The sequence below is a fragment of the Bradyrhizobium sp. KB893862 SZCCT0404 genome, from assembly GCF_018130885.1.
Taxonomy (GTDB): Bacteria; Pseudomonadota; Alphaproteobacteria; order Rhizobiales; family Xanthobacteraceae; genus Bradyrhizobium; species Bradyrhizobium stylosanthis.
This window is the reverse complement of the sequence record NZ_JAFCLT010000001.1, coordinates 1,258,401-1,284,654: the sequence shown is the minus strand read 5'-3', so window position 1 is coordinate 1,284,654 and position 26,254 is coordinate 1,258,401. Positions and strand designations below refer to the sequence as shown.

30 protein-coding genes are annotated in these 26,254 nt (G+C 64.8%); 19 read left to right on the top strand and 11 right to left on the bottom strand.

Annotated elements, in window-relative coordinates; genetic code table 11:
- Positions 1-3: 3 nt before the first annotated feature.
- The gene (locus tag JQ617_RS06450; protein ID WP_212025261.1) at positions 4-723 is read right to left on the bottom strand and encodes an outer membrane protein; all 720 of its coding nucleotides are present in this window, start codon (positions 721-723) and stop codon (positions 4-6) included.
- Positions 724-982: 259 nt separating this feature from the next.
- On the opposite strand from JQ617_RS06450, the gene JQ617_RS06445 reads away from it, so the two are divergent.
- Entirely contained in the window at positions 983-1,210 is a 228-nt protein-coding gene (locus tag JQ617_RS06445; RefSeq protein WP_212025259.1) for a hypothetical protein, read from the top strand.
- A gap of 296 nt (positions 1,211-1,506) precedes the next feature.
- Complete coding sequence (locus JQ617_RS06440; protein WP_212025257.1) at positions 1,507-3,555, top strand: acetoacetate--CoA ligase; 2,049 nt, start codon at positions 1,507-1,509, stop codon at positions 3,553-3,555.
- Between the two features lie 7 nt (positions 3,556-3,562).
- On the opposite strand, the gene JQ617_RS06435 is transcribed toward JQ617_RS06440, so the two are convergent.
- A complete protein-coding gene (locus tag JQ617_RS06435) occupies positions 3,563-3,736 on the bottom strand; it encodes a hypothetical protein (RefSeq protein ID WP_249156667.1) in 174 nt (57 codons plus the stop codon).
- A 248-nt stretch (positions 3,737-3,984) separates the two neighbouring features.
- On the opposite strand from JQ617_RS06435, the gene JQ617_RS06430 reads away from it, so the two are divergent.
- The gene (locus tag JQ617_RS06430; protein ID WP_212025255.1) at positions 3,985-4,287 is read left to right on the top strand and encodes a hypothetical protein; all 303 of its coding nucleotides are present in this window, start codon (positions 3,985-3,987) and stop codon (positions 4,285-4,287) included.
- Positions 4,288-4,293: 6 nt separating this feature from the next.
- On the opposite strand, the gene JQ617_RS06425 is transcribed toward JQ617_RS06430, so the two are convergent.
- The 3 genes from JQ617_RS06425 to JQ617_RS06415 all read right to left on the bottom strand — a co-directional run bounded on the left by JQ617_RS06425 (position 4,294) and on the right by JQ617_RS06415 (position 5,706).
- Positions 4,294-4,713 (bottom strand): hypothetical protein, encoded by a 420-nt coding sequence (locus tag JQ617_RS06425; RefSeq protein WP_212025253.1) that lies wholly within the window; start codon positions 4,711-4,713, stop codon positions 4,294-4,296.
- 153 nt (positions 4,714-4,866) lie between these two features.
- The gene (locus tag JQ617_RS06420; RefSeq protein WP_063683394.1) at positions 4,867-5,085 is read right to left on the bottom strand and encodes a hypothetical protein; all 219 of its coding nucleotides are present in this window, start codon (positions 5,083-5,085) and stop codon (positions 4,867-4,869) included.
- 336 nt (positions 5,086-5,421) lie between these two features.
- Positions 5,422-5,706 carry a hypothetical protein gene (locus JQ617_RS06415; protein ID WP_212025251.1) on the bottom strand — a complete coding sequence of 95 codons (285 nt, stop codon included), beginning with the start codon at positions 5,704-5,706 and terminating at the stop codon, positions 5,422-5,424.
- A 189-nt stretch (positions 5,707-5,895) separates the two neighbouring features.
- Between JQ617_RS06415 and JQ617_RS06410 the strand changes: the two genes are divergently transcribed.
- The 3 genes from JQ617_RS06410 to JQ617_RS06400 all read left to right on the top strand — a co-directional run bounded on the left by JQ617_RS06410 (position 5,896) and on the right by JQ617_RS06400 (position 7,496).
- Positions 5,896-6,483, top strand: coding sequence for a formyltransferase family protein (locus tag JQ617_RS06410; RefSeq protein WP_063683392.1), 588 nt, complete (start codon positions 5,896-5,898; stop codon positions 6,481-6,483).
- 172 nt (positions 6,484-6,655) lie between these two features.
- Positions 6,656-7,006, top strand: a complete 351-nt coding sequence (locus JQ617_RS06405; RefSeq protein ID WP_082884840.1) for a hypothetical protein — start codon at positions 6,656-6,658, stop codon at positions 7,004-7,006.
- The gene (locus JQ617_RS06400) at positions 6,951-7,496 is read left to right on the top strand and encodes a hypothetical protein (RefSeq protein WP_212025249.1); all 546 of its coding nucleotides are present in this window, start codon (positions 6,951-6,953) and stop codon (positions 7,494-7,496) included. The genes JQ617_RS06405 and JQ617_RS06400 overlap by 56 nt, the downstream gene beginning before the upstream one ends.
- A gap of 54 nt (positions 7,497-7,550) precedes the next feature.
- Here the strand turns inward: JQ617_RS06400 and JQ617_RS06395 are convergent, their stop codons facing one another.
- A complete protein-coding gene (locus tag JQ617_RS06395; RefSeq protein WP_212025248.1) occupies positions 7,551-7,949 on the bottom strand; it encodes a RidA family protein in 399 nt (132 codons plus the stop codon).
- A 145-nt stretch (positions 7,950-8,094) separates the two neighbouring features.
- On the opposite strand from JQ617_RS06395, the gene JQ617_RS06390 reads away from it, so the two are divergent.
- Entirely contained in the window at positions 8,095-8,970 is an 876-nt protein-coding gene (locus JQ617_RS06390) for a DMT family transporter (RefSeq protein ID WP_212025246.1), read from the top strand.
- A gap of 202 nt (positions 8,971-9,172) precedes the next feature.
- Positions 9,173-10,600 (top strand): caspase family protein, encoded by a 1,428-nt coding sequence (locus JQ617_RS06385; RefSeq protein ID WP_212025244.1) that lies wholly within the window; start codon positions 9,173-9,175, stop codon positions 10,598-10,600.
- A gap of 55 nt (positions 10,601-10,655) precedes the next feature.
- Here the strand turns inward: JQ617_RS06385 and JQ617_RS06380 are convergent, their stop codons facing one another.
- A complete protein-coding gene (locus JQ617_RS06380) occupies positions 10,656-11,621 on the bottom strand; it encodes a LysR family transcriptional regulator (RefSeq protein WP_212025242.1) in 966 nt (321 codons plus the stop codon).
- A 125-nt stretch (positions 11,622-11,746) separates the two neighbouring features.
- Here JQ617_RS06380 and solA point away from each other — a divergent pair, with 125 nt between their 5' ends.
- The 5 genes from solA (at position 11,747) to JQ617_RS06355 (ending at position 16,244) form a co-directional block, all read left to right on the top strand.
- Positions 11,747-12,916, top strand: a complete 1,170-nt coding sequence (solA, locus tag JQ617_RS06375; RefSeq protein WP_212025240.1) for an N-methyl-L-tryptophan oxidase — start codon at positions 11,747-11,749, stop codon at positions 12,914-12,916.
- A 76-nt stretch (positions 12,917-12,992) separates the two neighbouring features.
- Positions 12,993-13,805 carry a transporter substrate-binding domain-containing protein gene (locus tag JQ617_RS06370; protein ID WP_212025238.1) on the top strand — a complete coding sequence of 271 codons (813 nt, stop codon included), beginning with the start codon at positions 12,993-12,995 and terminating at the stop codon, positions 13,803-13,805.
- Between the two features lie 98 nt (positions 13,806-13,903).
- Positions 13,904-14,647: an amino acid ABC transporter permease gene (locus JQ617_RS06365; RefSeq protein ID WP_212025236.1), complete on the top strand. Its 744-nt coding sequence runs from the start codon at positions 13,904-13,906 to the stop codon at positions 14,645-14,647.
- Positions 14,648-14,703: 56 nt separating this feature from the next.
- Positions 14,704-15,480: an amino acid ABC transporter permease gene (locus tag JQ617_RS06360; RefSeq protein WP_502754870.1), complete on the top strand. Its 777-nt coding sequence runs from the start codon at positions 14,704-14,706 to the stop codon at positions 15,478-15,480.
- 11 nt (positions 15,481-15,491) lie between these two features.
- Complete coding sequence (locus JQ617_RS06355; protein ID WP_063683384.1) at positions 15,492-16,244, top strand: amino acid ABC transporter ATP-binding protein; 753 nt, start codon at positions 15,492-15,494, stop codon at positions 16,242-16,244.
- Positions 16,245-16,287: 43 nt separating this feature from the next.
- Here the strand turns inward: JQ617_RS06355 and JQ617_RS06350 are convergent, their stop codons facing one another.
- Positions 16,288-16,527 carry a BrnA antitoxin family protein gene (locus tag JQ617_RS06350; protein WP_212025232.1) on the bottom strand — a complete coding sequence of 80 codons (240 nt, stop codon included), beginning with the start codon at positions 16,525-16,527 and terminating at the stop codon, positions 16,288-16,290.
- Positions 16,528-16,530: 3 nt separating this feature from the next.
- Positions 16,531-17,508, bottom strand: a complete 978-nt coding sequence (gene cysK / locus JQ617_RS06345; protein ID WP_212025981.1) for a cysteine synthase A — start codon at positions 17,506-17,508, stop codon at positions 16,531-16,533.
- 353 nt (positions 17,509-17,861) lie between these two features.
- Between cysK and JQ617_RS06340 the strand changes: the two genes are divergently transcribed.
- Both JQ617_RS06340 and JQ617_RS06335 read left to right on the top strand, forming a co-directional pair.
- Positions 17,862-18,971: an acyltransferase family protein gene (locus JQ617_RS06340; protein ID WP_249156665.1), complete on the top strand. Its 1,110-nt coding sequence runs from the start codon at positions 17,862-17,864 to the stop codon at positions 18,969-18,971.
- 205 nt (positions 18,972-19,176) lie between these two features.
- Entirely contained in the window at positions 19,177-19,395 is a 219-nt protein-coding gene (locus JQ617_RS06335; RefSeq protein WP_063683382.1) for a hypothetical protein, read from the top strand.
- Positions 19,396-19,409: 14 nt separating this feature from the next.
- Here JQ617_RS06335 and tgt read toward each other — a convergent pair whose 3' ends face one another.
- Positions 19,410-20,558: a tRNA guanosine(34) transglycosylase Tgt gene (gene tgt, locus JQ617_RS06330; protein ID WP_212025230.1), complete on the bottom strand. Its 1,149-nt coding sequence runs from the start codon at positions 20,556-20,558 to the stop codon at positions 19,410-19,412.
- 205 nt (positions 20,559-20,763) lie between these two features.
- Here tgt and JQ617_RS06325 point away from each other — a divergent pair, with 205 nt between their 5' ends.
- The 4 genes from JQ617_RS06325 to JQ617_RS06310 all read left to right on the top strand — a co-directional run bounded on the left by JQ617_RS06325 (position 20,764) and on the right by JQ617_RS06310 (position 24,977).
- Entirely contained in the window at positions 20,764-21,948 is a 1,185-nt protein-coding gene (locus JQ617_RS06325; protein WP_249156664.1) for a patatin-like phospholipase family protein, read from the top strand.
- Between the two features lie 130 nt (positions 21,949-22,078).
- Positions 22,079-22,852, top strand: coding sequence for a TetR/AcrR family transcriptional regulator (locus JQ617_RS06320; RefSeq protein ID WP_212025226.1), 774 nt, complete (start codon positions 22,079-22,081; stop codon positions 22,850-22,852).
- Between the two features lie 251 nt (positions 22,853-23,103).
- Positions 23,104-23,709 (top strand): PepSY domain-containing protein, encoded by a 606-nt coding sequence (locus JQ617_RS06315; RefSeq protein WP_212025224.1) that lies wholly within the window; start codon positions 23,104-23,106, stop codon positions 23,707-23,709.
- A gap of 230 nt (positions 23,710-23,939) precedes the next feature.
- Positions 23,940-24,977, top strand: a complete 1,038-nt coding sequence (locus JQ617_RS06310; RefSeq protein ID WP_212025222.1) for an aspartate-semialdehyde dehydrogenase — start codon at positions 23,940-23,942, stop codon at positions 24,975-24,977.
- A gap of 100 nt (positions 24,978-25,077) precedes the next feature.
- On the opposite strand, the gene queA is transcribed toward JQ617_RS06310, so the two are convergent.
- Entirely contained in the window at positions 25,078-26,151 is a 1,074-nt protein-coding gene (queA, locus tag JQ617_RS06305; protein ID WP_212025220.1) for a tRNA preQ1(34) S-adenosylmethionine ribosyltransferase-isomerase QueA, read from the bottom strand.
- Positions 26,152-26,254: the final 103 nt, after the last annotated feature.

Here is a 26,254-nt window from a genome sequence, read left to right as displayed (position 1 = left end):
CGGCTAGAAGTGATAGTTCACGCCGACCGTCCCGGTCTGGATGTTCAGCTTCACGTTGGCTGGCGTCGCCACCAGATTGCCCGTCGTCACCGGCAGTTCGTTGATCGCGCCGAAGCCCATATAGTTGTATTCGGCCTTCACCGACCAGTTCGGCATGAACATCCATTCGACGCCGGCGCCGGCAAGCCAGCCGGTGCGGTTGAAGCTGCCCGAGGCGGAGCCGGCGAGCGCGCCCGCAAGGCCGTTGTTGGCGTAGTATTTGTCGCGCGTGAACGCCCCGCCGCCCTTGGCGTAGAGCAGCACGCGGTCGAACGCGACGCCGAAGCGCCCGGCCACCGTGGCGATATAGTCGTTCTTCAGCGAGAAGATGAAACCAGCTCCGCCGCCGAACGGACTGTTGCTGTTGAGCGTGACGCTGGACCAGGCGCCGGTGCCCTCGAGGCCCAGCACGAAATTGCTGATCTGGTAGTTGCCGCCGATCTGGCCGCCGACCACGCCGCCGCTGGCCGTGACCGAGCTCCAGCCGGCCGCCGGATCGGCCGGGTCCATGCCGCTCCACTTGCTCCACGCGCCGCCGCCATGGGCGCCGATGTAGAAGCCGGTCCAGGCGAAGATAGGTGCCGCGACCTGTGCCTTCATCGGCACGGGCGCAACCATATCGGCAGCGAATGCCGGCGTTGTCAGCGACAGCAACGCGGCCGGCAAAACGAGCTTCTTCCCCACGATCTCACCCCCATCGAACCTTGCCCCGCCCGACCGGGGCGACGGGTGAAATCTAGCTGCCGGATCAGTGGCGCGCTTGGACCTGCCGGCGGCGCGATTTGGACTGACGGGCGCTGCAAAACCCGGGAAAATCATGCAAACGCGTCGGCCGCGAACCGGTTTGGCTAACGGCGATTAACCGGATTTCCGCTCGCCGGTTTACGTCGATGCAAACGCCCGCGCCTACCCTGCGTCGAGGTCCCAACAAACATTCCGTGCAATGGCCAACAGCATCTGGACGATCGAAGAATTCACCTGCACCGGTTGCAGCATGAACTACACCGCGACCCGGGAGGAACACTCCGAGGCGCATGTCGGCCACTTCAAGTGCAGCATCTGCGGCAGCGTGGTGCACAGCTGGTCCGGCAAGCACCACTTCTTCGGCTGGCAGGCGGTGAAGACGAAGCCGCCGGTGTTCGGCCGGCGCTGGGCCGGCGTGGAGTGGTAGCTGAGGCGACAGTCCCGGTGCCGTAGCCCGGATCAAGCGAAGCGAAATCCGGGTGCTGCGCGCGATAGCCGAGGCCGGCCCCGGATTACGCTTCGCTCCATCCGGGCTACGCACTGTCATTGCAAGCGCGGCCTAGCAATTGCGAGACTGTTGAAGCTCTCATTGCGCTGGCGACAGCCGCGTCGCACGCACCGCCCGCTCCAACTCCGGCGCCATTGCGCTCTGCGCGAATGACGGCTTCTGCTCGTCTGCGGTGCGAGCTAGACTTGCCTTCCCGCAATCGAACCCGGCAAGCAATGACCGCAGCTTTCGTTCCCCAGATCGCCCTCTACCGCAACTGGCTCGCCGAACGGCGCGGCCTGTCCTTCGCCAGTTACGAGGAGATGCGGCAATGGTCGGTGCGCGATCTCGACGCTTTCTGGCGCAGCATCTGGGACTATTACGATCTGCAATCGCCGACGCCGTTCACGGCCGTTCTCGCCGAGCGCAAGATGCCGGGAGCAGTCTGGTTTCCCGGCGCACAGGTGAATTACGCGCGGCACGTGTTCCGTCATGTGGACGCGGCTGACGCCGCCGGCCTGCCCGCGATCGTCAGCAGCGGTGAAGACGGCAAGCTCAGACAGACCAGCTGGCCGGAGCTGCGCCGCAAGGCGGCGGCGCTCGCGCTGCATCTGATCGAGCGAGGCGTCAAGCCAGGCGATCGCGTTGCGGCGTATCTGCCCAACATTCCCGAGACCATCATCGGTTTTCTCGCGAGCGCCAGCATCGGCGCGGTCTGGAGCGTCTGCGCGCCCGACATGGCCGCGCCCGCCGTGATCGACCGTTTCAAGCAGATCGAGCCGAAAGTGCTGATCGCCTGCGACGCCGTCACCTATGCGGGCCGGCAGCATGACCGGCGCGATGTCGTCGCCGAGCTGCGCCGATCGCTACCGACCGTCGCGCATGTCATCCTGCACAACGCCGCCGACGCGGTCGCCGCGCCAGATGCCCTGCTCTCCGACATCACGGCAAGAACCGGCGCCGCCATCGACGCGTTCGAGCCGATGTGGCTGCCGTTCGATCATCCGCTCTGGATCGTCTATTCCAGCGGCACCACCGGCCTGCCGAAGCCGATCGTGCACGGCCATGGCGGCATCGTCATCGTGGTGCTGGCGCTGCTCGGCCTGCACAACGACATCGGCTGCTCATATCACGAGAATTCTTTCGGCGAGCGCTATCACTGGTACTCGTCGACCGGCTGGATCATGTGGAACAGCCAGGTCGGCGGCCTGCTGAGCGGCAGCACCTGCTGCATCTTCGACGGCAGCCCCGGCGGCACCAGGGACAAGCCGGACTGGACCACGCTGTGGCGCTTCGTCGCGCAGTCGAAGGCAACCTTTTTCGGCGCGGGCGCGGCGTTCTTCGCCAATTGCGCCAAGGCCGAGATCGATCTGACCGCGGCCGGCGACCTCTCGCGATTGCGCTGCCTCGGCTCGACCGGCTCTCCGCTCAGCGCCGACACGCAAGCCTGGTTCAACGCACGCTTCGCGGCGCTGTCGCAGACGAACGGCAGCGAGGCGCAGGCCGATATCTGGTGGGCGAACATTTCCGGCGGCACCGACTTCGCCGGCGCCTTCATCGGCGGCAATCGCGAGCTGCCGCAGACGCCGGGCGCGATGCAATGCCGCCTGCTGGGCGCTGCGGTCGAAGCCTTCAGCGAACAGGGCCGCGCCGTGATCGACGAGGTCGGCGAGCTCGTCTGCACCGAGCCGATGCCCTCGATGCCGCTCTACTTCTGGAACGACAAGGACGGCGCGCGCTACCGCAGCAGCTATTTCGAGACCTATCCGGACAATTTCGACGGCAGCGGCCGCGGACCGGTGTGGCGGCACGGCGACTGGCTCAAGGTCAATCTTGATGGATCCTGCATCATCTATGGCCGCAGCGATGCCACCATCAACCGCCACGGCCTGCGCATGGGCACGAGCGAGCTCTATTCCGCGATCGAAGCCTTGCCCGAGGTGCTCGACAGCCTCGTCGTGGACCTCGAATATCTCGGCCGCGACAGCTACATGCCGCTGTTCGTGGTGCTGCGCGAGGGCACCGCATTCGACGCCGCGATGCAGGCCAAGATCAACAAGGCGATCGAGGCCGGCCTGTCCCGCCGCTTCCTGCCGAATGAAATCTTTGCGGTCGCCGAGATCCCGCGCACGCTGTCCGGCAAGAAGCAGGAGCTGCCGATCAAGAAGCTGCTGCTCGGCCAGCCCGTTGAGAAAGTCATCAACAAGGAGGCGATGGCCAATCCCGCCTGCCTCGACTGGTATCTCGCCTTCGCCCGCGACTATCTGGCGCGGACTGCGGCGTAAGGCGCGATCAGCCGCCGCCGAAATTCGAAGGATCGAGATTCCTGTTCTCCGACGGCGGGATCGGCGGCTGGCCGGGGAATTTGTACCAGCCGGGCGGCACCGGCGCGTCTTCAGGCAGGCGGACAACGGCGTGATGGCGCGGACGCGCATGGTGCCCGGCGCGGCTGCCGCCTGCGCACACGCCGAGATCAACAGAACCAAGGCCACAACAGACCGCATTGAACGTGCTCCAGACGTCCACCCGTCTTGCGATGTGGTGCGGGAACCATGCGCGTCCCAATGGGCCGCAGGGTCGCGATCAGTCACATCGGCGGCATTGCCGATGCCGGGAGGCCGCCGGAGATCACCCCAATTGCGCCAAAAGCGTTTGGACTCCGTTCACCCATGGCAGCTAGATCAGGATGGCCCCTCCGCGCCGAACAGCAAGCAATGGCCGACCTCAACGCCGTCCTCACCAGGCTCAACGACCGCCTCCTCCGCCTCGAGGGCGAGCTGTTCGTGCTGCGCTCGCTGGCCCGCGCGACGCTGACGGCGGGTGACGACCATGCCGAGCGCATGCGCAAGCTGGTCGAGGCCGCCAGGGTCGCGCTCGACGACGAGGCTCAGCGGCCCCTGGACAAGCCCACGCGAAAATATGTCGAGGCTGCAAGCGCCATGGTCGACGAACTGCTGGTCGAGCCGACCAAGGCCCGACCATTGTTCACGGTGATCGACGGCGGAAAGTCCTCTTAGGGCGCCCTAGCGTCCGTACATGCCCGGCTGGCGTGCGCGGTTCGGATAGCACTGTCCGCTCGAATAATTGTAGTCGTAGCCATCGGGACAGAGCCCGCCGCGGCGTCCGTAGTATTCGGGAGCTCCGTAGGCGCCGGGCGCCCGCGCGCGGTTCGGATAGCAACTGCCGTTCGAGTAATTGTAGTCGTAACCGTCCGGACAGAGGCCACCGCGGCGGCCCCCGTAGGGGGAATCGGGCCGGTTGTAGTAACCGGGCGCATGATAGTCGTTGGGATAGCAGCGGCCGTTCGAGTGATTGAAATCATAGCCGTCCGGACATTGTCCGCCCGGGCCAGCTCTGAACTGAACTTGCGCGACCAGGGGCTCCGGCGATGCCTCCGGCACGCTCGCAATCGCAATCAGGCCGGCCAGCGCGAGTCCAATCATGACGTCTCCTCCAATGTCGGGGACAAGCCTAACAGGATTCGTGTCCCACGAAACAACCGGCTCATTGGGGCACGGCCGGGCTGAACCATGCATGAACCGGAAGCGGGCTGCGACGACGCGCCCTACCTCAGTCCCAAGGCGCGGCGAGGCTCGCTAGAGCGCCGTGGAATTCACCGCCTTCAGCCTGCTGAGGCCCGCCTCGATGATCGCGATCTCCTCGTCGATCTTGTCGATCGGCAGGCTGAAATCGAAGCCGGACCTGCTCTTCAGATCCACCGCGAGCCGCTGCCTGTGCATCATGAGCTGGTCGAGGCCACGGCGGTTCTTCAGCCGCACATAGGCGTCCACGATCTGCTCAATTGCGCTCGGCATGAAAATCGGTCCCGGCGAAAAGGCCCGCGCGGCGCACCCACGCCGGCGGACATTTTCGGTGTCGCGGTACGCAATACAAATCCGCGACGGATTCGTCGATACGACAAGCTGGTTGAGAACGTATTACCGTCAGATGATTTCGCGATGCGCGGAATGAAAAAGCCGCTGGCGATCACGCCAGCGGCCAAAGCCGGGTTCGAAAACGGATCCGGATTGAAATGTGACCAGCCCCGGTGGGGCACGTTCTAGCCGCAAACCGGCGATCGCTTCTGTTAAAAATGAAACACAGGAACCGTGTATCCGCACTTCCCGGCCAGCCGTGGCAGACCGGCAACGCTAGTCCGTCACGCAGAAATAGGTCCGCGGCACTTTGCGATAGGCGCTGTATCGGTAATGCGGCCGGTAGGCATAGCCGCGATAGAGCGCCGGCGGCTCCTCGCCGTAATAGGCGCCGTGATAGAAATTGTGGATGGTCCCCTCGGCGCAGCGAAACGTATCCCAGGTCGGGCCGATGAACGGCGCAACGCCAATCTCCGGCGGCACCGCCGGATAAGGCCCGCCGGCGCGGGCCGGCGTGGCCGCGACCAGTGCGACGAGAAGGAAAAACCACGCGCTGCGCATGCGCTCGCTCCCGGATCGGTGCAACGCGCATAAGGAAGCACTGCAACGGCCGGCCGCGCAATCGCAGAATTCGACGTCTCCGCGCCCGGTGCATTGTTGATAACCGGCGCAAACGGCCCGTGGCTGGTGACACGGCGGCCGGACGTGTTATCGGGGGTACGACGCAGTTGCGAGACGGATCGGACCCCCATGCGCATTACCCTCGTCGGCTCCCGCCATTTTGGTGTGACCACCCTGAACATGCTCCGGGAGCACAGCGTCTCGATCGCACGGGTCGTGGTGGCCGACGCCGAGGATCGCCTTGCCGCGGCGGCCAAGGCGGCCGGCATCGAGGTCGTGGTGCAGGCCAATCCCAAGCTGGTGGTGGCCTCCGAGATCGCCCCCGACACCGATCTGATCATCACCGCGCACAGCCATGCCAGGATCGGCAAGGACGCGCTGGCCGCCGCCAGGCTCGGCGGGATCGGCTATCATCCCTCGCTGCTGCCGCGCCACCGCGGCAAGGCGGCGGTGGAATGGACCATCAAGGAGGGCGATCCGATCGCCGGCGGCACGATCTATCACCTTGCCGACCGCATGGACGCCGGAGCCATCGCCGCCCAGGACTGGTGCTTCGTCAAGAAGGGCGAGACCGCCCGTGACCTCTGGGAGCGTGCGCTCGCCCCGCTCGGGCTCAAATTGCTGGCCGACGTGATCGATTATGCCAAGGTCCACAAGGCGCTGCCGGCCAAGGTCCAGGACGAGCAGTTCGCGACCTCGGCACCGAGTCTCTCCTGACGTTTACCCTTAACGTGAAGCCGCATTGATTCTGCTTCGAAAATTGGAGTCAAAAACGCAAATAAACCATTGTTTCCACTGGAACAATTTTCGATTTGGCGTTGCAACAAATTTCCGTCACATTTGCCCCGAATAAGCGACAGCATATCGGACATATTCAAGGACGGAATTCATGCGTTTTGCTCGCATCGCGGCGTTCTGTGCCGCTTCAGTTTTCGCCGGCACCCTCGCCGCTCCCGCCTTCGCCCAGAGCCCCTATGACGGCAACTGGCAGGTCACCATCGTCACCAAGAGCGGCACCTGTGAGCCGAGCGCAAGCTCCATGCTGACCGTTGCCGACGGCAAGATCACCGCGCCCGGCGCTAACGTTTCCGGCACCATCGGCAGCGGGGGACTTGTGAAAGTTTCGATCAATGGTGCATATGCCAACGGTCAACTCAACGGCAACGCCGGATCGGGGAAGTGGAATGGAGCATCTGCAGGCATACCGTGCAGCGGGCGGTGGGAAGCATCGCGCCAATAAACCAATCGAGGCTCGCGCCCGGAACCGGCGGCTGCTGATTGCGGCCGCCGTTTTGTTTGCGGCGGGGCTCGTCAACTCTGAAGGCAAGGCCCAGTCCGGCCCGTTTGCCCCCCTGGCCGGCACCTGGAACGGCAGCGGCACCGTCACGCTGGACGACGGCTCGACCGAACGCATCCGCTGCCGGGCCAAATACGCCCCGATCGGCCCGACCATGGAGATGTCGCTGACCTGCGCCAGCGACGCCTATAAGTTCAACCTCGGCGCCAACGTGAAGTCTGAAGGCGGAGCCATCGCCGGCAGCTGGTCCGAGGCCAGCCGCAACATCTCCGGATCGCTCCAGGGCCGCGGCGCCGGCGGCAATTACGAGCTGGTCGCCTCGACCGCCGGCTTCAACGCCAACATCTCGCTGAAGACGTCCGGCAACAAGCAAAACGTCTCGATGCGCGCGGACAGCCAGTTCCGCGGCGCCAACATCTCGCTGTCGAAGTAAGACGACAGCACCGCGACACGACACAAGGCCCGGCGACCGACGCCGGGCCTTTTCTTATGCGCCGGGCACGAAGGCCGTGACCTCGATCTCGACCTTGGCGCGCTCGTCCACGAGCCCGCCGATATAGAGCAGCGTCGAGGGCGGGAAATTGCGCCCCAGCGTCTGCTTCCAGGCTGCGCCGATTCCGGCGCCCGCGGCCTCATATTCGCTGCGGCTGGTCAGGTACCAGGTCAGGCGGACGATGTGCTCCGGGCCTGCACCGGCTTCTGCCAGAAGCTTGATGATCCGCTTCAGGGCGGTTGCCACCTGCCCCGCCATGTCGGGCGCGTAATTGCCGGTCTCGTCGCCGCCGGTCTGCCCGGCCAGCACCACCCAGCGGCCCGGCCCTTCGGCCACGACACCGTGGGAAAATCCGCGCGGTTTTTTCCATTCGGCCGGCTGCAAGATCTGCATGAGCGACGTCTCCCTTTCTTGTTGTTCAATGCTGCTTAGCACGCCGCCTTGCATCGCTGCATCCGCAGATTTGGCCGTTGCAAACCGCGGCGATGTCGCCGATACCGGCCGTCCCCTCGAGGTACGATCTCCCGCACTTGCACCGATGACCGCGACACCGTCCAAAACGATGGCTGCACTGTGGATGGCCGGCTGGCTGGCGCTGATGCTGGTCATGGCCGTCGCCGGCCGTGAGTCCACCCGAGACCTCAACGTCTTCCAGATCATGGAAGTGCGCTCGGTGATCGGCTTCACGCTGCTGCTGCCGATCATCTACCGGGCCGGAGGCTTCAAGGCGGTGGCGACCAAGCGCCTGCCGCAGCACCTTGCACGCAACGGCGTGCACTATTTCGCGCAGCTCGGCTGGTTCTACGCACTGACGCTGATCGGAATCGGCCAGGTCGTCGCGATCGAGTTCACCATGCCGATCTGGACCGCCCTGCTCGCAGCGACATTCCTGGCCGAGCGCATGACGGTCTGGAAAATTGCCGCCGTCGTGCTCGGCATCGTCGGCGTCGTCATGATCGTGCGGCCCGCCACGGGCGAGATCAATCCGGGCCAGCTGATCGCGCTCGGGGCCGCGATCGGCTTCAGCATCTCCATGATCCTGGCGAAATCGCTGACCCGGACAGAGAGCGCACTCTCGATCCTGTTCTGGATGATCGTCGTGCAGTTCGTCATGGGCCTGCTTCCGACGTTCTATGTCTGGGTCTGGCCCTCGCCCGCCTTATGGGGCTGGCTGTTCGTCATCGGCGTGTGCGGCACGTTCTCGCACTATTGCCTCGCCAGCGCGCTCCGCTATGCCGACGCGACCATCGTGGTCCCCATGGACTTCCTGCGGGTTCCATTGACCGCAACCGTCGGCTGGCTGCTCTACTCCGAGCGGCTCGACACCTGGACCGTGCTCGGCGCGGTGCTGATCCTGTGCGGCAACCTCCTGAATCTAAAGCCGGCTTCGCCGGTTTCGGCCCGCGCGCAATGAACCATGCGTCGCGTCGCGCGACAAAACAAAGTGGTCGAGCGTGATTTGGATCACGTTGGAGAACCCCTCCATCGTGCACATTCGGCCACACAGCAGCGGGTTGAACGAGCCGTACCGCCGTTTCGGTGGCGCGAAGTCGGGCTCTTCGTGTAGGTTCGTTGTCAATTTGTTGCTGCCTGCAATTCGATTCTGGGGATTTCAGATGCGCTATCTCACCCTCCTCGCCTCGCTCATGTGCATGGCGTTGTCGGTCAGTGCCGCGAAAGCCGACCGCCGCGTCGCCTTCGTTGTCGGCAACGGCTCCTACAAGAACGTCGCGCAATTGCCGAACCCGCCGATCGACGCCAAGGCGATGGCGGCGACGCTGCGCAATGTCGGCTTCGAGGTGATCGAAGGATCCAATCTCAGCCGCGACCAGATGACGGAAAAGCTGCTCGACTTCGGCCGCAAGGCGCAGGGCGCCGACATCTCGCTGTTCTATTATGCCGGCCACGGCATCGCCGTCGGCGGCACCAACTATCTCCTGCCGGTCGATGCCGACATCAAGTCGGAGATGGACGTCAAATTGGGCGCCGCCATCAACATCGACCTGACGCTCGAGCAGACCATGGGCGATGCCAAGGTCAAGCTCGTGTTCCTCGATGCCTGCCGCGACAATCCGTTCGCCGCCAAGATCAAGTCGAATGCAGCGACGCGCAGCGTCAACGTGGGAAGCGGTCTCGCCGAGATGAAGTCCGGCGAAGGCACGCTGATCGCGTTTGCGACCGGCCCGGGCCAGACCGCGCTCGACGGCCAGGAGGGCAACAACAGCCCGTTCACCCGCGCGTTGATCGACAACATCACCAAGCCCGGCGTCGAGATCCAGCAGGCCATGACCTCTGTGCGCGCCCAGGTCAACGAAGAGACCCGCAAGGGCCAGCTGCCCTGGGGCCACACCAACCTGATCGGCGCGGTCTACCTCAACCCGTCGCAGACGACGCAGGTCGCCAATGCCGCGCCGACCGCCTCCGGCGTCGCGCCGGCGGCCACCAGCGGCACGGATGGCGTCGAGCTCGAATACTGGCGCTCGGTCAAGGAGAGCAACAAGCCGGAAGAGCTCAACGCCTATCTCGCCGCCTATCCGAACGGTCAGTTCAAGGCGCTGGCGCTGGCACGGCTCGCCGCGATCAAGAGCGGTCCCTCGACCGCGACCCGCACCCTCAATGCAGGCGTCGATCCCGCAGCGTTTACCGACGAGGCCAGCCTGTTGACCGAGGACCAGATCGGCCTCGACAAGACCCAGCGCCGCGACGTGCAACGCCGCCTCACCGGCCTCGGCTTCGACACCAAGCAGACCGGCGTCTTCAGCGAGGAAACCCGATCCGTCCTCAAGCGCTGGCAGGCCGCGCGCGGCTATCCCGCGTCGGGCTACCTCAACAAGCCCCAGCACAAGGCCCTGCTCTCCGAAGTCGTCGCTGGGCCGCCGAGCGCCAGCGACAGCAGCCAGAAGGCGCCCCGGCGTGCTGCCGCGCCCGCAGGCAGCGGCGCGCCGGCCCCGGCACCCCAGCGCAGCAATCCCGGCGATGCCGCCGGTGCGGCCTTCGTGGGCGGCGTCGTCGGCGGCATGATGGGCGGCATGTTCCGCCGCTGAGACGAAAAGCGCGACGAGCGATCGCAAACAAAAGCCCGGCTCGCGCCGGGCTTTTTTATTGCGGATAATCCTCGGCGAACCAGGGCACGAGCGTTCGGATGCGCGGCATCGCCTGCGTCGTGATGCTCGTTCGCGCCATCTCCGCGATCCGCGGCGCCAGTGATGAGAGATCTCCACGGCGGGTGACGAGAAGCAGCTCACGAAAGAAGCCGGGGCCCGGCAGCGGGAGAGCGCTGACCTGGGCCGCGTGAGCGAGCCCCTGCAACAGGCACAGCGGCGTGGTGATCGCCACGCCCATCCCGGTGGCGACCATGGCGACCAGGCTGTCCGAGGTGTCAAACTCGAAGGACCGTGGCGGGCGAATGCCCAAACGGCTCAGGTGGCGCTCGACCTGAGCGCCCGCATAGGAGCGCTCGCTGTAGCGGACCAGGCGATGCCGGGTCAGGATCTCCCGCAAATCAAGGTCGGCAAATTCGGCTTCCAATCCGCGCGGCACCAGCAGCAGATTTGGCTCGCGGTAGAACGGGAAGCGCTCGATATCGTACAGGTCATCCATCGCATCGCAGGTGATTGCCGCGTCGATCGTTCGGTTGACCAGCGCCTCGGCGTGCGAGTGAGCAAGGCCCGACCAAACGGACAGACTCAGCGCGACCTCGCCCGTCATGAGCTCCTTGACGAGGTGCGCGCCGACCGTAGCGGCATAGGAGTCGATGAGGCCGAGCCTCAGATCGACACGTTCAGGCAGTTTCGCCGCGTCCCGAAGTGCGCTGAGCAATGAGTCGAAGTCGCGATTCAGGTCGCGGACACGACCAGCAAGGATGCGGCCCGCCCGCGTCAGTGTCAGCGGCCTCCGGCCGCGGTTGAAGAACGCGACGCCGAGCGCGGCTTCGGCGCGCCGGACCGCCTGGGACACGGCGGATTGCGTCATCCCGAATTGGCGCGACGCTTCCAGCATGCTGCCGGTGTCCGCGACAGCGGCAACGATCTGGAGGCTTCGAAGATCTGGACCGGGTAGCTGCATCCCCACAACTTAAGCAAAAGTCATATGAAGATGCAAACTTGCTTCATTACATGAATTATCCTTGTCGGAGAGCCGCATCTGAAAGCAGAATTCCTGCTGTCCCAACAATTAAGCAGTTCCGATTGATGAGCGAGAAAGCGGATATTCTGGTGATCGGCCTCGGTGCCATGGGCAGCGCGGCGCTCTATCAGCTGGCCAAGCGAGGGGTGAAGGCGGTCGGCCTCGATCGCTTTGCCCCGCCCCACACGATGGGATCCAGCCACGGCGAGACCCGCATCACCCGCCAGGCGGTCGGCGAAGGCCGCGATTACGTCCCCCTGGTGCTCGATACTCACCGGATCTGGCGCGAGCTCGAAGCCGAGACGTCCGCCGAGCTGTTGAACCCGTGCGGCCTCGTCGTCATGGCGCCCGGTGTCGGCGAGACCTCGCACCACGGCAAGCCGGATTTCGTCAAGCGCTCGATTGCGGCGGCGCGTGACTTCGGCATCGCGCATGAGGTGATCGACGGGCGCGAGGTCGCGCACCGCTTCCCGCAATTCCTGAACCTCGAGGGCAACGAGAAGGCCTATTACGAGCCCGGCGGGGGATACGTTTTTCCGGAGCGCTGCATCACGGCGCAGCTGACGCGCGCGAAGCAGCTCGGCGCAACGATACGCACCGGGGTCGAGGTGCTCTCGATCGTGCAGAAGGGATCCGCCGTTCGGGTGGAAACGTCCTCGGGCACATTCGAGGCGGACCAGGTCGTGGTGTCGGCCGGCGGCTGGAATGCACACCTGCTCGGCGCGCCGTTCGACCGCGTCCTCACCGTGAAGCGGCAGGTGCTGCACTGGTACGAGCTCGACGACACCAGCGCCTATCGCGCCAACGCGCCCGTGTTCATCTGGATGCATGGCGCGACCGACGTCGATTACCTCTACGGCTTCCCTCCTTTGCCCGGCGACCATCGCCTCAAGGTCGCAACCGAGCAGTACGAGACCGACACCACGGCCGACACCATCGACCGCACCGTCGATCCCAGGGAGTCGGCCGAGATGTATCGCAAGCACGTCGAGGGACGGCTCGCGGGCGCGACGCCACGCGTCGCACAGGCAGCCGCCTGCATCTACACCGTGACGCCCGATCGGGGCTTCATCATCGACCGGCATCCCGAGCAGGACAGGGTCTTCGTCATCTCCGCCTGCTCGGGCCACGGCTTCAAGCACTCGGCGGGCATCGGCAACGTCGCAGCCGCAATGGTGACCGACGGCCGGAGCGCGATCGACCTTACGCCATTCTCCGTATCCCGATTCTCGTGACGTTTGGCACGAGCCTTGTATCCTCAACAAGCACGCGCAACGCGCGTCGTGATTTCAATCCTGGAGGCGTCATCCGATGAGAAACGTTGTCCTTTCCATGATGGCAGGTGCTGCGGCGCTGATGATGCTTGGCAGCGCTCAGGCAGCCGATGGCGTCGATGCCATCAAGCAGCGCGGCACGTTGAACGTCGGCGTCAAGGCTGACTACAAGCCCTTCGGTTTCCGCGATCCCGCGGGCAACGTCGTCGGCATCGAGCCGGATCTTGCCGCAGACATCGCCAAGCGTCTCGGCGTCAAACTCGAGCTCGTTCCGGTCGCAGCCTCGAACAGGATCGAGTTTCTTCAGCAGGGAAAGGTTGACCTGCTGATCGCGACCATGTCGGATCGGCCGGAACGCCGCCGCGTCGTTCAGGCCATCGAGCCGCTGTATTATTCGGACTATGTGAACATCCTTCTCAACAAGAAGGCCGGTATCAAGGACTGGGCCGACCTCAAGGGAAAACCCGTCTGCGCCACGTCGGGGGCATGGTACAACAAGGACGTCGCCAAATCCTACGGCCCCGAAATTGTTGCGTTCGACGGCTCGGAGAAGCCGCTGTTCGCCATGAAGCAGGGCAACTGCATCGGCTACGTCTACGATCAGACCTTCCTGCAAGGCAAACTGCTCGAGGACGAGTGGAAGGCGGACTACGACCTCCCGCTCAAGGGCGTTCTGCCATCGCCATGGATGATCGCCGTCGCGCTCGAGAACAACAGCCTTCAGAAGTTGCTCGAAGAGACGACGAAGGACTGGATGAAGATCGGCTTCATCGTGAATGCCGAGAAGAAGTGGGGCATTACGCCGACCGAGTACTCGCTCTTGATGCACGAGCAGTTCAAGGACAAATGAGCGCATGAGACGGAGCGCAGGCAGGGTCCTGCGCTCCGGACAGGTCGAACCCATGCACTGACACGAGGCATCGCCTCAACATCTCGGTGTCGCGCAACATGCAGGCAATCAGCGACTGGTTTCAGCGGCTCTACGACACGACGGGGCTGAATTTCTCCGTGTTCTACGACGCCTATGATTGGGGCCGCTACCTCGGCGGCCTCAAGATGACGCTGCTTCTGAGCGTCACGACCATCCTGCTGAGCCTCATCGTCGGCGCGATCGGCGCCTTGATGCAGGGCAGTCCGTCGGTGTTGCTGCGGCTGCCCGTCAATGCCTTCGTGGTGGTGTTCCGCAACACGCCCCCGCTGGTCCAGCTGTTCTTTTTCTATTTCGGCCTCGGCACCATGCTTCCGGCCGTCGAGGCGGCGGGCATGCGCGTGCCACTACTGAGCAACGTGCAGTGGGCCATCATCTCGCTGTCGCTGTTCGCGGGCGCCTTCAACGTCGAAATCTTCCGCTCCGGCATCGAGGCGGTGCCGCGAACGACGCTGGAAGCCGCAGAGGCGCTGGGATACACGCGCCTCAAGGCCTACATCCATATCGTCCTGCCGCTGGCCATTCGCGTCTGCCTTCCGGCCTTGAACAACAACCTCGTCAACCTGCTCAAGACCACCACCCTCGCCTACGCGATCGCCGTCCCCGAAACGCTGTATGCGGTCAAGCAGATCTGGTCGGAATCGCAGAACGTCTTCGAGATGATGGTCGTGTTGCTGGCGACCTACGGCATCCTGGTCGGGATCCTCGTCTGGCTGATGCATCGCTGGGAGCGGGCGATGCACATCCCCGGTTATGCGCGATGAAGACAACCGGACACAGGCTGGCCGTCCTTCTGCCGTATCGTCCCGCACCGGCCCCGATGTCCGTCCGGATCGGCCCGCTGCTGGCTGCGATCCTCTGCTTCTGTGTCATCATGGCCGCATCCACCGCATGGGCGCAGGCCGGACCGACGACACTGTCGCCGCTGCAAGTCATCGTAAAATGGTCGCCGCTGCTGCTGCGCGGGTTCGCCTTCAACATCCTGATTTCCCTGCTGGCCATGCTGCTCGGGACCATCGCCGGGCTTGGCCTGGGTCTCGCTTTGCTGTCGGAGTCCCGGCTGCTCGCTGCCGTCAGCTGGCCCGTCACGCAATTCTTCCGCAACGCGCCCTGGCTGGTGCTGCTGTTCTTCGTGATGTTTCTGGTGCCCTTCCAGCTCACCCTGTTCAAGACGACCGTCCCCCTGCCGGACTGGATCAAGGCGACCGTGGGCTTCGCCCTGCCCGTCATGGCCAATGTCGCAGAGGTCGTGCGCGGAGCCGTGCGCTCCATTCCGTCGACGCAATGGGAGGCGGCGGAGTCGCTTTCCTTCACGCGACGCCAGACCATGTGGCTGATCATGCTGCCGCAATGCATCAAGCGCATGCTGCCGCCCTGGATGAACATCTATGCGATCGTCGCGATGTCGACGGTGCTGGCATCGATCGTGGGCGTCTCGGAAATGCTCACCCTGACGGCGCAGGTCCACGCCGCGGAAGGCGGCAGGCCGGAGCTGTTCGCACCGCTCTACGGTTTCGCGCTGCTGTGCTTCTTTCTCTACTGTTATCCGATCAACCTCTGGACCGCTCGTCTCGAGCGTCGGTTCCGCGTACGCTGAGGAAGCAGAGCATGGCCACGAGCTGGACTCCGGATCAGCCCATCGTCCAATGCGTCGACGTCAGAAAGTCGTTCGGTGCCCTCGAGGTTCTGAAAGGCATCAGCCTGTCGGTCAGAAAGGGCGAGGTGATCTGTATCATCGGCCCGTCCGGATCGGGGAAATCCACGCTGATCCGCTGCATCAACGCGCTTCAGCCGATCACATCAGGCAGCATTCAGATCGAGGGCATCGAGGTCACCGACCCCAGGCTCGACAAGCTAGCGCTGCGTCGCAAGGTCGGGATGGTGTTTCAGCAGTACAACCTCTTCCCGCACAGGACCGCGCTGCAGAACGTGATGATGGCGCCGATCCATGTGCTCGGCCAGAAGCGCGCCGAGGTCGAAGCGCGCGCCCGGGCGCTGCTCGCCAAGGTGCGGCTCGCGGGCAAGGAGGACACCTATCCGGGCGAGCTGTCGGGCGGACAGCAGCAGCGCGTGGCGATCGCCCGTTCGCTGGCGATGCGACCGGACATCATGCTGTTCGACGAAGTGACCGCCGCCCTCGATCCGGAAACGGTCAAGGAGGTCCTGGTGACCATCCGGGAGCTCGCCGAGGATGGCATGACGTGCATCCTCGTGACCCACGAAATGAACTTCGCCCGCGAGGTCGCCGACCACGTCTACTTCACCGATCGCGGTGTGATCGTCGAGCATGGCCCGCCGGACGTCCTGTTCACGGCGGCCAAGGACGAGCGCACGCAGCGGTTCCTGTCGCAGGTCCTCTGAGTTCGCTCGCGCGCCGGCGTTCGGCGCCCCTTGGCAGCCGCGCCTACTTCCCCGCAGCCTTGCGCAGCGCCTCGTTGATGCGGTCCTGCCAGCCGGGTCCGCCTTGCTGGAAGAACTCCAGCACGTCCTGGTCGATGCGCAGCGTGACCTGCTCCTTGATGCCGGGGACGGCGTTCTGCTTCGGCGGCGGCGCGGCGACCTTGGCCGTCACCTTCTTGAACGCCGCCTCGGCCTCGGTCCGTGCGTCTCCCAGCGTGCGCGGCCGCCTCGGTTGATCCGCCATGGGCTAGATTCCCTCGAACAGTGCCGTTGAAAGATAGCGCTCGGAGAAGGACGGCACGATCGCCAGGATGGTCTTCCCCGCAGCTTCCGGACGCTTGCCGATCTGAAGCGCGGCGGCGATCGCGGCACCCGAGGAGATACCGCCCGGAATGCCCTCGTGCCGCGCCAATGCGCGCGAGGTCTCGATCGCCGTGGTCGAGTTGATCTTCACGATCTCGTCGATCACCGAGCGGTCGAGGATGTCGGGCACGAAGCCCGCGCCGATGCCCTGGATCTTGTGCGGCGTGTGCTGGCCGCCCGACAGCACCGGGCTCTCCTCCGGCTCGACCGCGACCACGCGCAGCGACGGTTTGCGTGGCTTGAGCACTTGGCCGACGCCGGTGATGGTGCCGCCGGTGCCGACGCCTGCGACGAAGAAGTCGATGTTGCCCTCGGTATCGTTCCAGATCTCCTCGGCCGTGGTGCGGCGGTGGACTTCCGGATTGGCGAGGTTCTTGAACTGCTGCGGCATCACCGAGTTCGGCGTCGTCTTCAGAAGCTCCTCGGCGGCCGCGATCGCGCCCTTCATGCCCTGTGCGGCCGGTGTCAGCACCAGCTCGGCGCCGAGAAAGGCCAGCATCTTGCGCCGCTCGATCGACATGGATTCCGGCATCACCAGCTTGAGCCGGTAGCCGCGCGAAGCCGCCACGAAGGCGAGCGCGATGCCGGTATTGCCGGAGGTCGGCTCGATCAGCACGGTGTCGGGCTTGATGATGCCGGCCTTCTCCATGGCAATGATCATCGCCGCGCCGATGCGGTCCTTCACGCTCGCGGCCGGATTGAAATATTCAAGTTTTGCCAAAATCGTCGCATTCACCCCGTGCTGGCCCGGCAGGCGGCGCAAGCGCACGATGGGCGTGTCGCCGAAAGCCTCGACGATCGAAGAATAGATCCGGCCGCGGCCGGCTTGGTGCGCTGCACCCGTCTTGGACGATGCGTCCATCATGAACTCCCTCTGGCGACAATTTTGACCGCTGTCGCAGCTGCCTTGCAGTTACAGACAGCTGGCGGCGACACGCAAGCGGCAATGCGGCCCGCCCGGAACCCGCCTCCCAGCAAAATCATGTGAGCCGACAGGCCGTTCCGCCCCCCTGGCTCGGGGCGCACCACCCTGCCGTGCGTTGTCAATCTGTTCACGATTGCCGTGCTGAACTGCCGGCAGCGTCCAGCCTCCTGATCCCCGCTTGTGTCTCAGCCGGATATCCCCCGACAGGCGACGTCCGGCCGGCTGACCGCGGTTGGGGTGCCGCCCGGCCGATCCGGTCATGGGACGGAGGCGGAAGCGGCAGAGAACGCATGATGCATCAACGGCTCGCCTTCATCGATACGCTGCGCGGTATCGCCGTCCTGTCGGTGGTGATCCAGCACGCGCTCGAGGTGATCGTGCGGGAGCATCCGACCGGCGGTTATCACGCGGTCTTTCACGACGCGATCGGCTACTACATGAATTTCGGCCGCTTCGGCGTGGTGCTGTTCTTCTTCGTCTCCGGCTTCGTCATCCCCTTCAGCTTTCCCGCCAGCGCATCTCCCGTGAACGACTTCTCGGTCAGCCGTTTCTTCCGGCTCTACCCGGCCTACTGGGCCTCGATCGCGCTGGGCCTGGTCACGATGCTGCTGGTCGACTCCAAGACCTATTCGCTGACGCAGATCGCCGTGAACCTCACGATGCTGCAGTCTTTCCTGGAGGTCCCTCACCTCTGGGACTTCTACTGGACACTGACGATCGAGCTGCTGTTCTACGTTGTCTGCATCGTTCTGTTTGCGGCAGGACTGCTGAACCGTCGCTCCACCGCCATCGCCATCGTCGTAGCAACCGCATTCGCCGGTATCGCGGTGGCTGTCCTGGTCGAGAACAGGGCGGCCTGGATCATGATGGAGGTCGCGCTGAACCTTTCGGCGATGTTCCTCGGCAAGATCGTTCGCGATACCGTCATCGGCGGATCGCTGCGCTGGCGGCATGTCGCCATATGCACGGCGCTGTACGCCGTCTTCGCGATCGCGCTGGCCAGCAGGCGCTATGGCGGGGCGTATGAGGACAATTTCTTCTACAGCTATTCGATCGGTGCGGCCTATGTCTGCGCCGCCCTCGTCTTCATCGCGTTTGCCGCATTCGGCGAGAGGATGGCCTGGCGGCCGATCGCATTCGTCGGCCTGATCAGCTATTCGGTCTACCTGCTGTCGCCGTTCGCAATGGTCTGGGTGCACCGTTACGCCTGGCTTGGCGATGGCCCGCTGGCGTGGTTCGCCTTCGTCGCCGCGGTCGTGGCATCATCGATTTTTGTCAGCTGGCTGTCACATTCGCTCGTCGAGAAACCCTGGATCGCGTTTGGGCGCATGCTTCGTTCAGACCGCAGCAAGCCGGCTGCTCTCGCGCCGGCACTCGGCCGGCAGAGCGCGGCGCAATGACGAAGCGTCACGACGTTTGACGCAGTACGCCTCGGACTCCCGCAACGCACACGAATTGTTTGCGCTGCAATAGCGAGAGCGAAACAGCGGCAGAACACGCCAAGGTGAGAAGAATTTTAGAAAAGCCAACGCTTTCGTGTTGCGACCTCGTCAACGGCTTATGCTTATGTTAGACTTACGTCTCAGAAGCAGGGAGGTCACCACGATGTCAGCAGTTGCTGAAGTGTTGTCGACCGTCGCGCACACCCGCGATCCACGTTGCAGCGAGTTGCCCACCTGTCCCGTCTGCGCCGACTCCATGGTCGCCGCTGAAGCATCCGCTTACGTCTCGGACCACATGATCAGCTACCTCTGGACCTGCGACAATTGCGGCTATGGCTTCGTGACCAAGCACGCCGTCAAGCAGCGGATCGTCTGCAATTGAAGTCGCGCCCTTGATCAGCGCGGGGCGATATCGCCCCTCGCCCAATCCTCACGCGTACGCTGGTAGAACTCGTCGAACGTTCCGTGTGCGATCGCGTCCCTGATGCCCTGCATCAGGAACTGGTAGTAAGCGATATTGATCTCGGACAGCAGCATCGCCCCCAGCGTCTCGCCCGCCTTGACGAGATGATGCAGGTAGGCGCGCGCGTAGTTGCGCGTCGACGGCCATGGACTTTCCGCGTCGAGCGGACGCGGATCGTCGGCGTGGCGTGCGTTGCGCAAGTTCACCTGACCGAAGCGCGTGAAGGCAACGCCATGCCGGCCATTGCGCGTCGGCATCACGCAATCGAACATGTCGATGCCGCGCTTCACCGCTTCGAGGATGTCGTCGGGCGTGCCGACGCCCATCAGATAGCGCGGCCGCTCCTGCGGCAGCAGCGGCGCGGTCTCGTCGATCATTGCCAGCATCACCGCCTGAGGCTCGCCGACGGCAAGGCCGCCGATCGCGTAGCCGTGGAATCCGATCTCGACGAGGCCCTGCGCGCTGGCGTGACGAAGCTGCGGGATGTCGCCGCCCTGCACGATGCCGAACAGCATGTAGCCGTCGGGCGCACTCTCGAAGGCGCGCTTGGAGCGCTCGGCCCAGCGCAGCGACAGCCGCATCGCGCGGTCGATGTCATCGCGCTCGGCGGGAAGCCGCACACATTCGTCCATCTGCATGGCGATGTCGGAGCCGAGGAAGCGCTGCACCTCGATCGAGCGCTCCGGCGACAGTTCGACCTTGGCGCCGTCGATATGCGAGCGGAAGGTGACGGCGTGCTCGCTGACCTTGCGCAAGTCAGCCAGCGACATCACCTGGAAGCCGCCGGAATCCGTCAGCATCGGCCCGTTCCAGCCGGTGAATGTCTGCAAGCCCCCGAGCGCGGCGATCCGCTCCGCGCCGGGGCGCAGCATCAAATGATAGGTGTTGCCGAGCACGATGTCGGCGCCGGCGTCGCGCACCTCGCGCCAGTGCATGCCCTTCATCGCGCCGGCGGTGCCGACCGGCATGAAGGCCGGCGTGCGCACAACGCCGTGCGGCGTGGTCAGGCGCCCGGTGCGAGCGGCACCATCGGTGCCGAGCAGTTCGAAATGGTTTGGAAGACTGGTATCAGAAGGATTCATGGCGGTGCTTATTGCGTGTCGGGCGGGGCCGATCAACCCGCACGGACCCTCCACTGCCTCAGAGTGGGACAGATTTGACGGGCGGCTCGGTGTTCCCGCGGCTTGCCAAATAAAACGATACAGTGTAGTTTTACCGTGGGGGCTGGACGAGATGCCGCGGTGACTTTGCCGGCGGCAGTAATTGCGTGATCGCCAGCCACCGACAATGCCCTCCCTTTCAAGTTCGACTGAAATCTCCGGCGCCTCGCGCGGCCGGATCAGGCACGCAGGTGTCCGCCTGACCGCGCTCCTGGCCCTGTCCTTGGGGCTGGCGCTCGGCGCCTGCACCTCCCTGCCCCGCACGCCCTACACGGCCGCCGAAGCCCAGGCCTCGCGCGTGCTCGATATCGACGGCCTCAGGCGCTACGCCGACGAGCCGGTCACGAAGTTCAGCTTCGAGAAGGACACCAGCACCGCGACCAAGAGCTATCTGGCGCTCTCCGGCGGCGGCGCCGATGGCGCCTACGGCGTCGGCGTGCTCAACGGCTGGTCCGCGGCGAGGACCCGCCCCACCTTCTCGGTCGTCTCGGGCGTCAGCACCGGCGGCCTGATCGCGCCCTTTGCGTTTCTCGGCTCGCAATATGACGACACGCTGAAGGACGTCTACACCAGCGGCATCGCGGAAAGCCTCCTGAACGATCCCAGCATCATGCGCGTGCTGTTCGGATCCGGCCTGTTCGGCAACACGCGGCTGCGCGAGCTCGTCGCCCGCTATGTCGGGCCCGAAATCATGGCACAGGTCGCGCGCGAGAACGCCAAGGGCCGCAGGCTGCTGATCGTGACGACCGATCTCGACACCCAGCGCACCGCGATCTGGGACATGGGCAAGATCGCAGCCGTCGGGACGCCCGAGGCGCTCAAGCTGTTTCGCGACGTGATGGCGGCCTCCGCCAGCATTCCGCTGGTGTTTCCCCCGATCATGATCGACGCCGAGGGCCAGGGCCGCAAATTTCAGGAGATGCATGTCGACGGCGGCGTGACGGCGCCGGTGCTGACGCTGCCCGACGCGCTGCTGTTCCAGGGCAGCCGCCTGCCGGGCAGCGCGCGGATGGACATCTACATCCTCGTCAACAAGAAGATCGAGCGCAATTTCGAGCTGGTATCCAACAGCACCATCGACGTCGCCTCGCGCAGCCTGTCGGCGATCACGCAGTCGCAGACCCGCTCGATCATCTTCTCGACCTACGATTTCGCCAAGCGCAACCGCCTGGGCTTCCACCTCTCCTATATCGCGCGCGACTATCCGGCGCCGCCGTCGGAGGGGTTCGACACCGGCTATATGCGAGCGCTTTACCAGTACGGATATGAGAAGGCCGCGTCCGGCCAGGCCTGGACCTCGACGCTGCCGTGACCCCGTCGTGACGGAACGAGGTCGTATCGAGACCGTTGACGATACGGCCAGTTCGGCCAGATTCGCGATGACGCCCCGGCTCCTGCGCGATATAGAGCGAATGACAGGAAACGCGCAGGAATCATTGGGCATGGGATTGACTGCGACCAGGACAAGATCGGCAACGGCGCGGCGCGAGGTGCCGAAATCGCGCGGCGGCCGGCCGACCAAGACCGCCGCGATCGAGCGCGACCAGCGACTGATCGAGGTCGCCACCCGCCTGTTCCTGGACCGCGGTTTCGACGCCACCTCGCTCGACGCCGTCGCGGAGGCGGCGCGCGTGAGCAAGCCGACCGTCTATTCCCGCTATGGCGACAAGCGCGGCCTGTTTGCCGCCGTGCTCCGGCGCGAAATCGAGCGCTGGCTTGCGCCTCTTTCCGCAGCAGCCGAAACGCAGCTCTCCAGCGCCTCGGACATTTCCGTCGAGCAGCGACTGGTCGAGATCGGGCGCGAGATGCTGACCTTCACCTGCGGGCCCGATGCCGTCGCCTTCAGCCGCATGATGACGTCACAGGCCATCAACTTCCCCGACGTCGCCAAGCTCGGCAAGGAGGAAGGCTGGCTCAAGGCGGTCGCCACCACGGCGCGCTTCTTCGACCATCTGGTGGCGCAAGGCGCGCTCGACCTCGAGGACACGACGATCGCAGCGGAAGTGTTCCTCGACGTCGTGGTCGGCCATACCCACCGCATGGCGACGTTCGGCACGGCACTCGAGATGAAGGCCGCGGAAAAGCGGATGCGAGCCGCCATCAAGCTGTTCCTGGCCGGCGCGCTGGGTCCGGCCGACCGCGTCCAGGACATGCGCGTCCAGGACATGCCCAAAGACGCGCCCAAGGCCTCGCCGCGCCGCCGCCCGTCGCGCTGACAATTCCGTGAGCTTGCGATTTTTCCCCGCGGGGAACCGCGCCACGTCGTTGACCAAAATAAAACGATACGGTATGGTTTAGTTATGAGCCGGTACGGACCGCTTTTTCACCAGCCCCAAAGAGGTCCGTGCTGTTTCGAACGCCGCGGCGGGCACAACCTGCTACGACGCTCCGCGGCCGGCCTTTGCCCAAGGCCGGCCGTGAAATCTTTACGATCATCCGGCACACTCGCTGGCCGAGGGTTTCGAGCATGAAGGCCGCACGACAACACGCCTTGACGTTATTCGCTGCAGCGCTGTCGACGTTGCTCGTCGCAGCGCCGGCGCAGGCGATCGTCTCGGCTGGCAGCACACCTACCGCCCTCCACAGCGAGGCAGATGGTGACGCCGAGGCCGATCGCCAAGCGGTCAGCCGCGAGATCGAACGATTCCGCTCCTCGTCGATCACGATCAGTCAGGCCATGGCCATCGCGGAAGCCCGCCATGCCGGCGCCACCACCGCCGATGTGAGTTTCGACGGCGCCTCGGGCGTGCCGGTCTACCGGGTGAAGACCCTGCACAACGACCGTATCTGGCGCCACACCATCAATGCCGCGACCGGCGAGCTCGTGGGCGGGGAAGCCGCCCTCCCCCTCGCCGAGCTCGACCACGACGATCGCAGCAATCTCGCAGCGCTCGGCGCGATCAGGCACCGCCTTGCCGATGCCGTGCGCGTCGCCGAGCGCGCAGCTTCGGGCAAGGCGATCAGCGGCGGCCTCGTGCGCGAGGGCGGCAGGCTCAGCTTCGCCATCGTCGTGATCAGCGGCGACGACCTCAAGGAGGTCATCCTGGAGCCGCCGGGCGCCCGCGCCAGATAGCGGCGGGTCGCTCGCGGCCACATTCCCGCCGAAAAGCCATTGACGGGCGCCAGACTCTCCCGCATAAGGCGCACCATGTTCACGACCACCAAACGCACGACCAAAACCACCACGGCCCCAGGGGCCCGGGGAGGCGTGCGCGCGTAGGTCGTCGACTTAAACGCATCAGCTCTACCGAAGCCCCGCCCTCGATGGTCCGGGGCTTTTTTGTTGTCTCGAATTCAAATGCAATGGAGGACAAAGTGAGTAACGATCCCGTCGTCGCGATTGTCGGCGTCACCGGTGCGGTGGGCGCCGAATTCATCGCCACCATGGACAAGCGCGGCTTCCGCGTCGGCAAGCTCAAGGCACTGGCCAGCGCCCGCTCGGCCGGCAAGACGGTGTCGTTCCGCGGCCAGAACGTCGTCATCGAGGAACTGACCGAGCGCGCCTTCGAGGGCGTCGACATCGCCCTGTTTTCCGCCGGCGGCAGCATCTCCAGGAAGTTCGCGCCGATCGCCGTGAAGTCGGGCGCCGTCGTCGTCGACAATTCCTCCGCGTTCCGCATGGATCCGAACGTGCCGCTGGTGATCCCCGAGATCAACGCGAACCGCATCAGGGATCACAAGGGCATCATCGCCAACCCGAACTGCGCCGCGATCACTGCGCTCGTACCGCTCTGGCCGATCCACCAGAAGAACCGCATCAAGCGCGTGATCATCTCGACCTACCAGGCAGCTTCCGGCGCCGGCGCCGCCGCGATGGACGAGCTCGTGGAATCCACCCGCGCCAATCTCAACGGGCAGGTCTATACGCCCAAGGTGATGCCGCACCCCTACGCCTTCAATCTCTTCAACCACAACACCGCGGTCGACCCTGACACCGGCTACAACGACGAAGAGACCAAGGTCATCAAGGAAACCCGCAAGATCTTCGAGGACGACAAGATCGCGATCGGCGTGACCTGCGTCCGCGTGCCCGTGCTGCGCGCGCATTGCGAGGCCATCACCTTCGAATGCGAGAAGCCGATCAATGAGGACCAGGTCCGCGCCATCATGGCCCAGGCGCCCGGCGTGAAGATCGTCGACGACCGCGTCAAGAACTACTTCCCGATGCCGATCGACGCCTCGGGCCAGGACGACGTCCTGGTCGGCCGCATCCGCAAGGATCTCAGCGACGCTAGCGGCCATTCGATCTCGATGTTCGTGGCGGCCGATCAGCTGCTCAAGGGCGCGGCGCTGAACGCGGTGCAGATCGCCGAGCTGCTGCCGCAGCGAGTGATGGCGTAGCGGAAGCTGCGTAGGGTGGATTAGCCGCAAGGCGTAGACCACCTCTTTACTGTCGACGCGGATAGAGACGTGGTGGGTTACGCCTTGCGGCTAACCCACCCTACGGCTCTGCCCGGAACAACAAACACGCATCGCCATACGAGTAAAACCGGTATCCATTCGCGATGGCATGCGCATAGGCCTGCTGCATCGTCTCCAGCCCGGAAAACGCCGACACCAGCATGAACAGCGTCGACTTCGGCAAATGGAAATTCGTCATCAGGATATCGACGGCGCGGAAGCGATAGCCGGGCGTGATGAAGATCGCGGTCTCGGCCGCGAACGGCTGGATCGTGCCGTCTTCGCTCGCCGCGCTTTCCAGCAGCCGCAATGACGTGGTGCCGACCGCGATGATGCGGCCGCCGTTTTTCCGCGCGGTGTTGAGCCGCTCGGCCGTCTCGGCCGAGATGGTGCCCCACTCGGCGTGCATCTTGTGGCCTTCGGTGTCGTCCACCTTCACCGGCAGGAAGGTCCCTGCCCCGACATGCAGCGTGACGCGGTTGATGCCGACGCCGCGCGCGTACAGCGCCTGCTCCAGCGCCGGCGTGAAATGCAGGCCGGCGGTGGGCGCCGCGACGGCCCCCTCATTCGCCGCGAACATGGTCTGATAGTCCGCGAGGTCCTGATCATCAGGCGTGCGCTTGGAGGCGATGTAGGGCGGCAGCGGCGGGCTGCCGAGATCGGCGATGGCCTGGTCGAGCGCCGGCCCGTGGAACGAGAACGACAGCGTCACCTCGCCCTCGCTGCCCTTGGCCTCGACCTCGGCGTCGAGATGGCCGAGCAGGCAGACCTTGCCCTCGTTGCCGAAGCGGATGCGGTCGCCCGCAACCAGCTTCTTCGCGGGCTTGACCAGCGCCTGCCAGCGCGAGCCGTCGAGCCGCTTGATCAGCGTCGCCTCGATCTTCGGTTCGGTCTCGCGGCCGATGCGGCGGCCCTTCAACTGCGCCGCGATCACCTTGGTGTCGTTGACGACGAGCTGGTCGCCCGCCTTCAGCCATTGCGCGAGATCAGCGATGGTCCGGTCGCGCAGCGCGCCGTTCTCCACGACCAGCATCCTGGCGGAGTCGCGCGGATGCGCCGGGCGCAACGCGATGCGCTCGGCGGGCAGGTCGAAATCGAAGAGGTCGGTGCGCATGTCGGGCTCGGCGCGACACAGTCATTCCTCATCCTGAGGAGCGCGGAACGCGCGTCTCGAAGGATGAAGGCCCCGCTCTCGCAGCTCGGCCTTCATGGTTCGA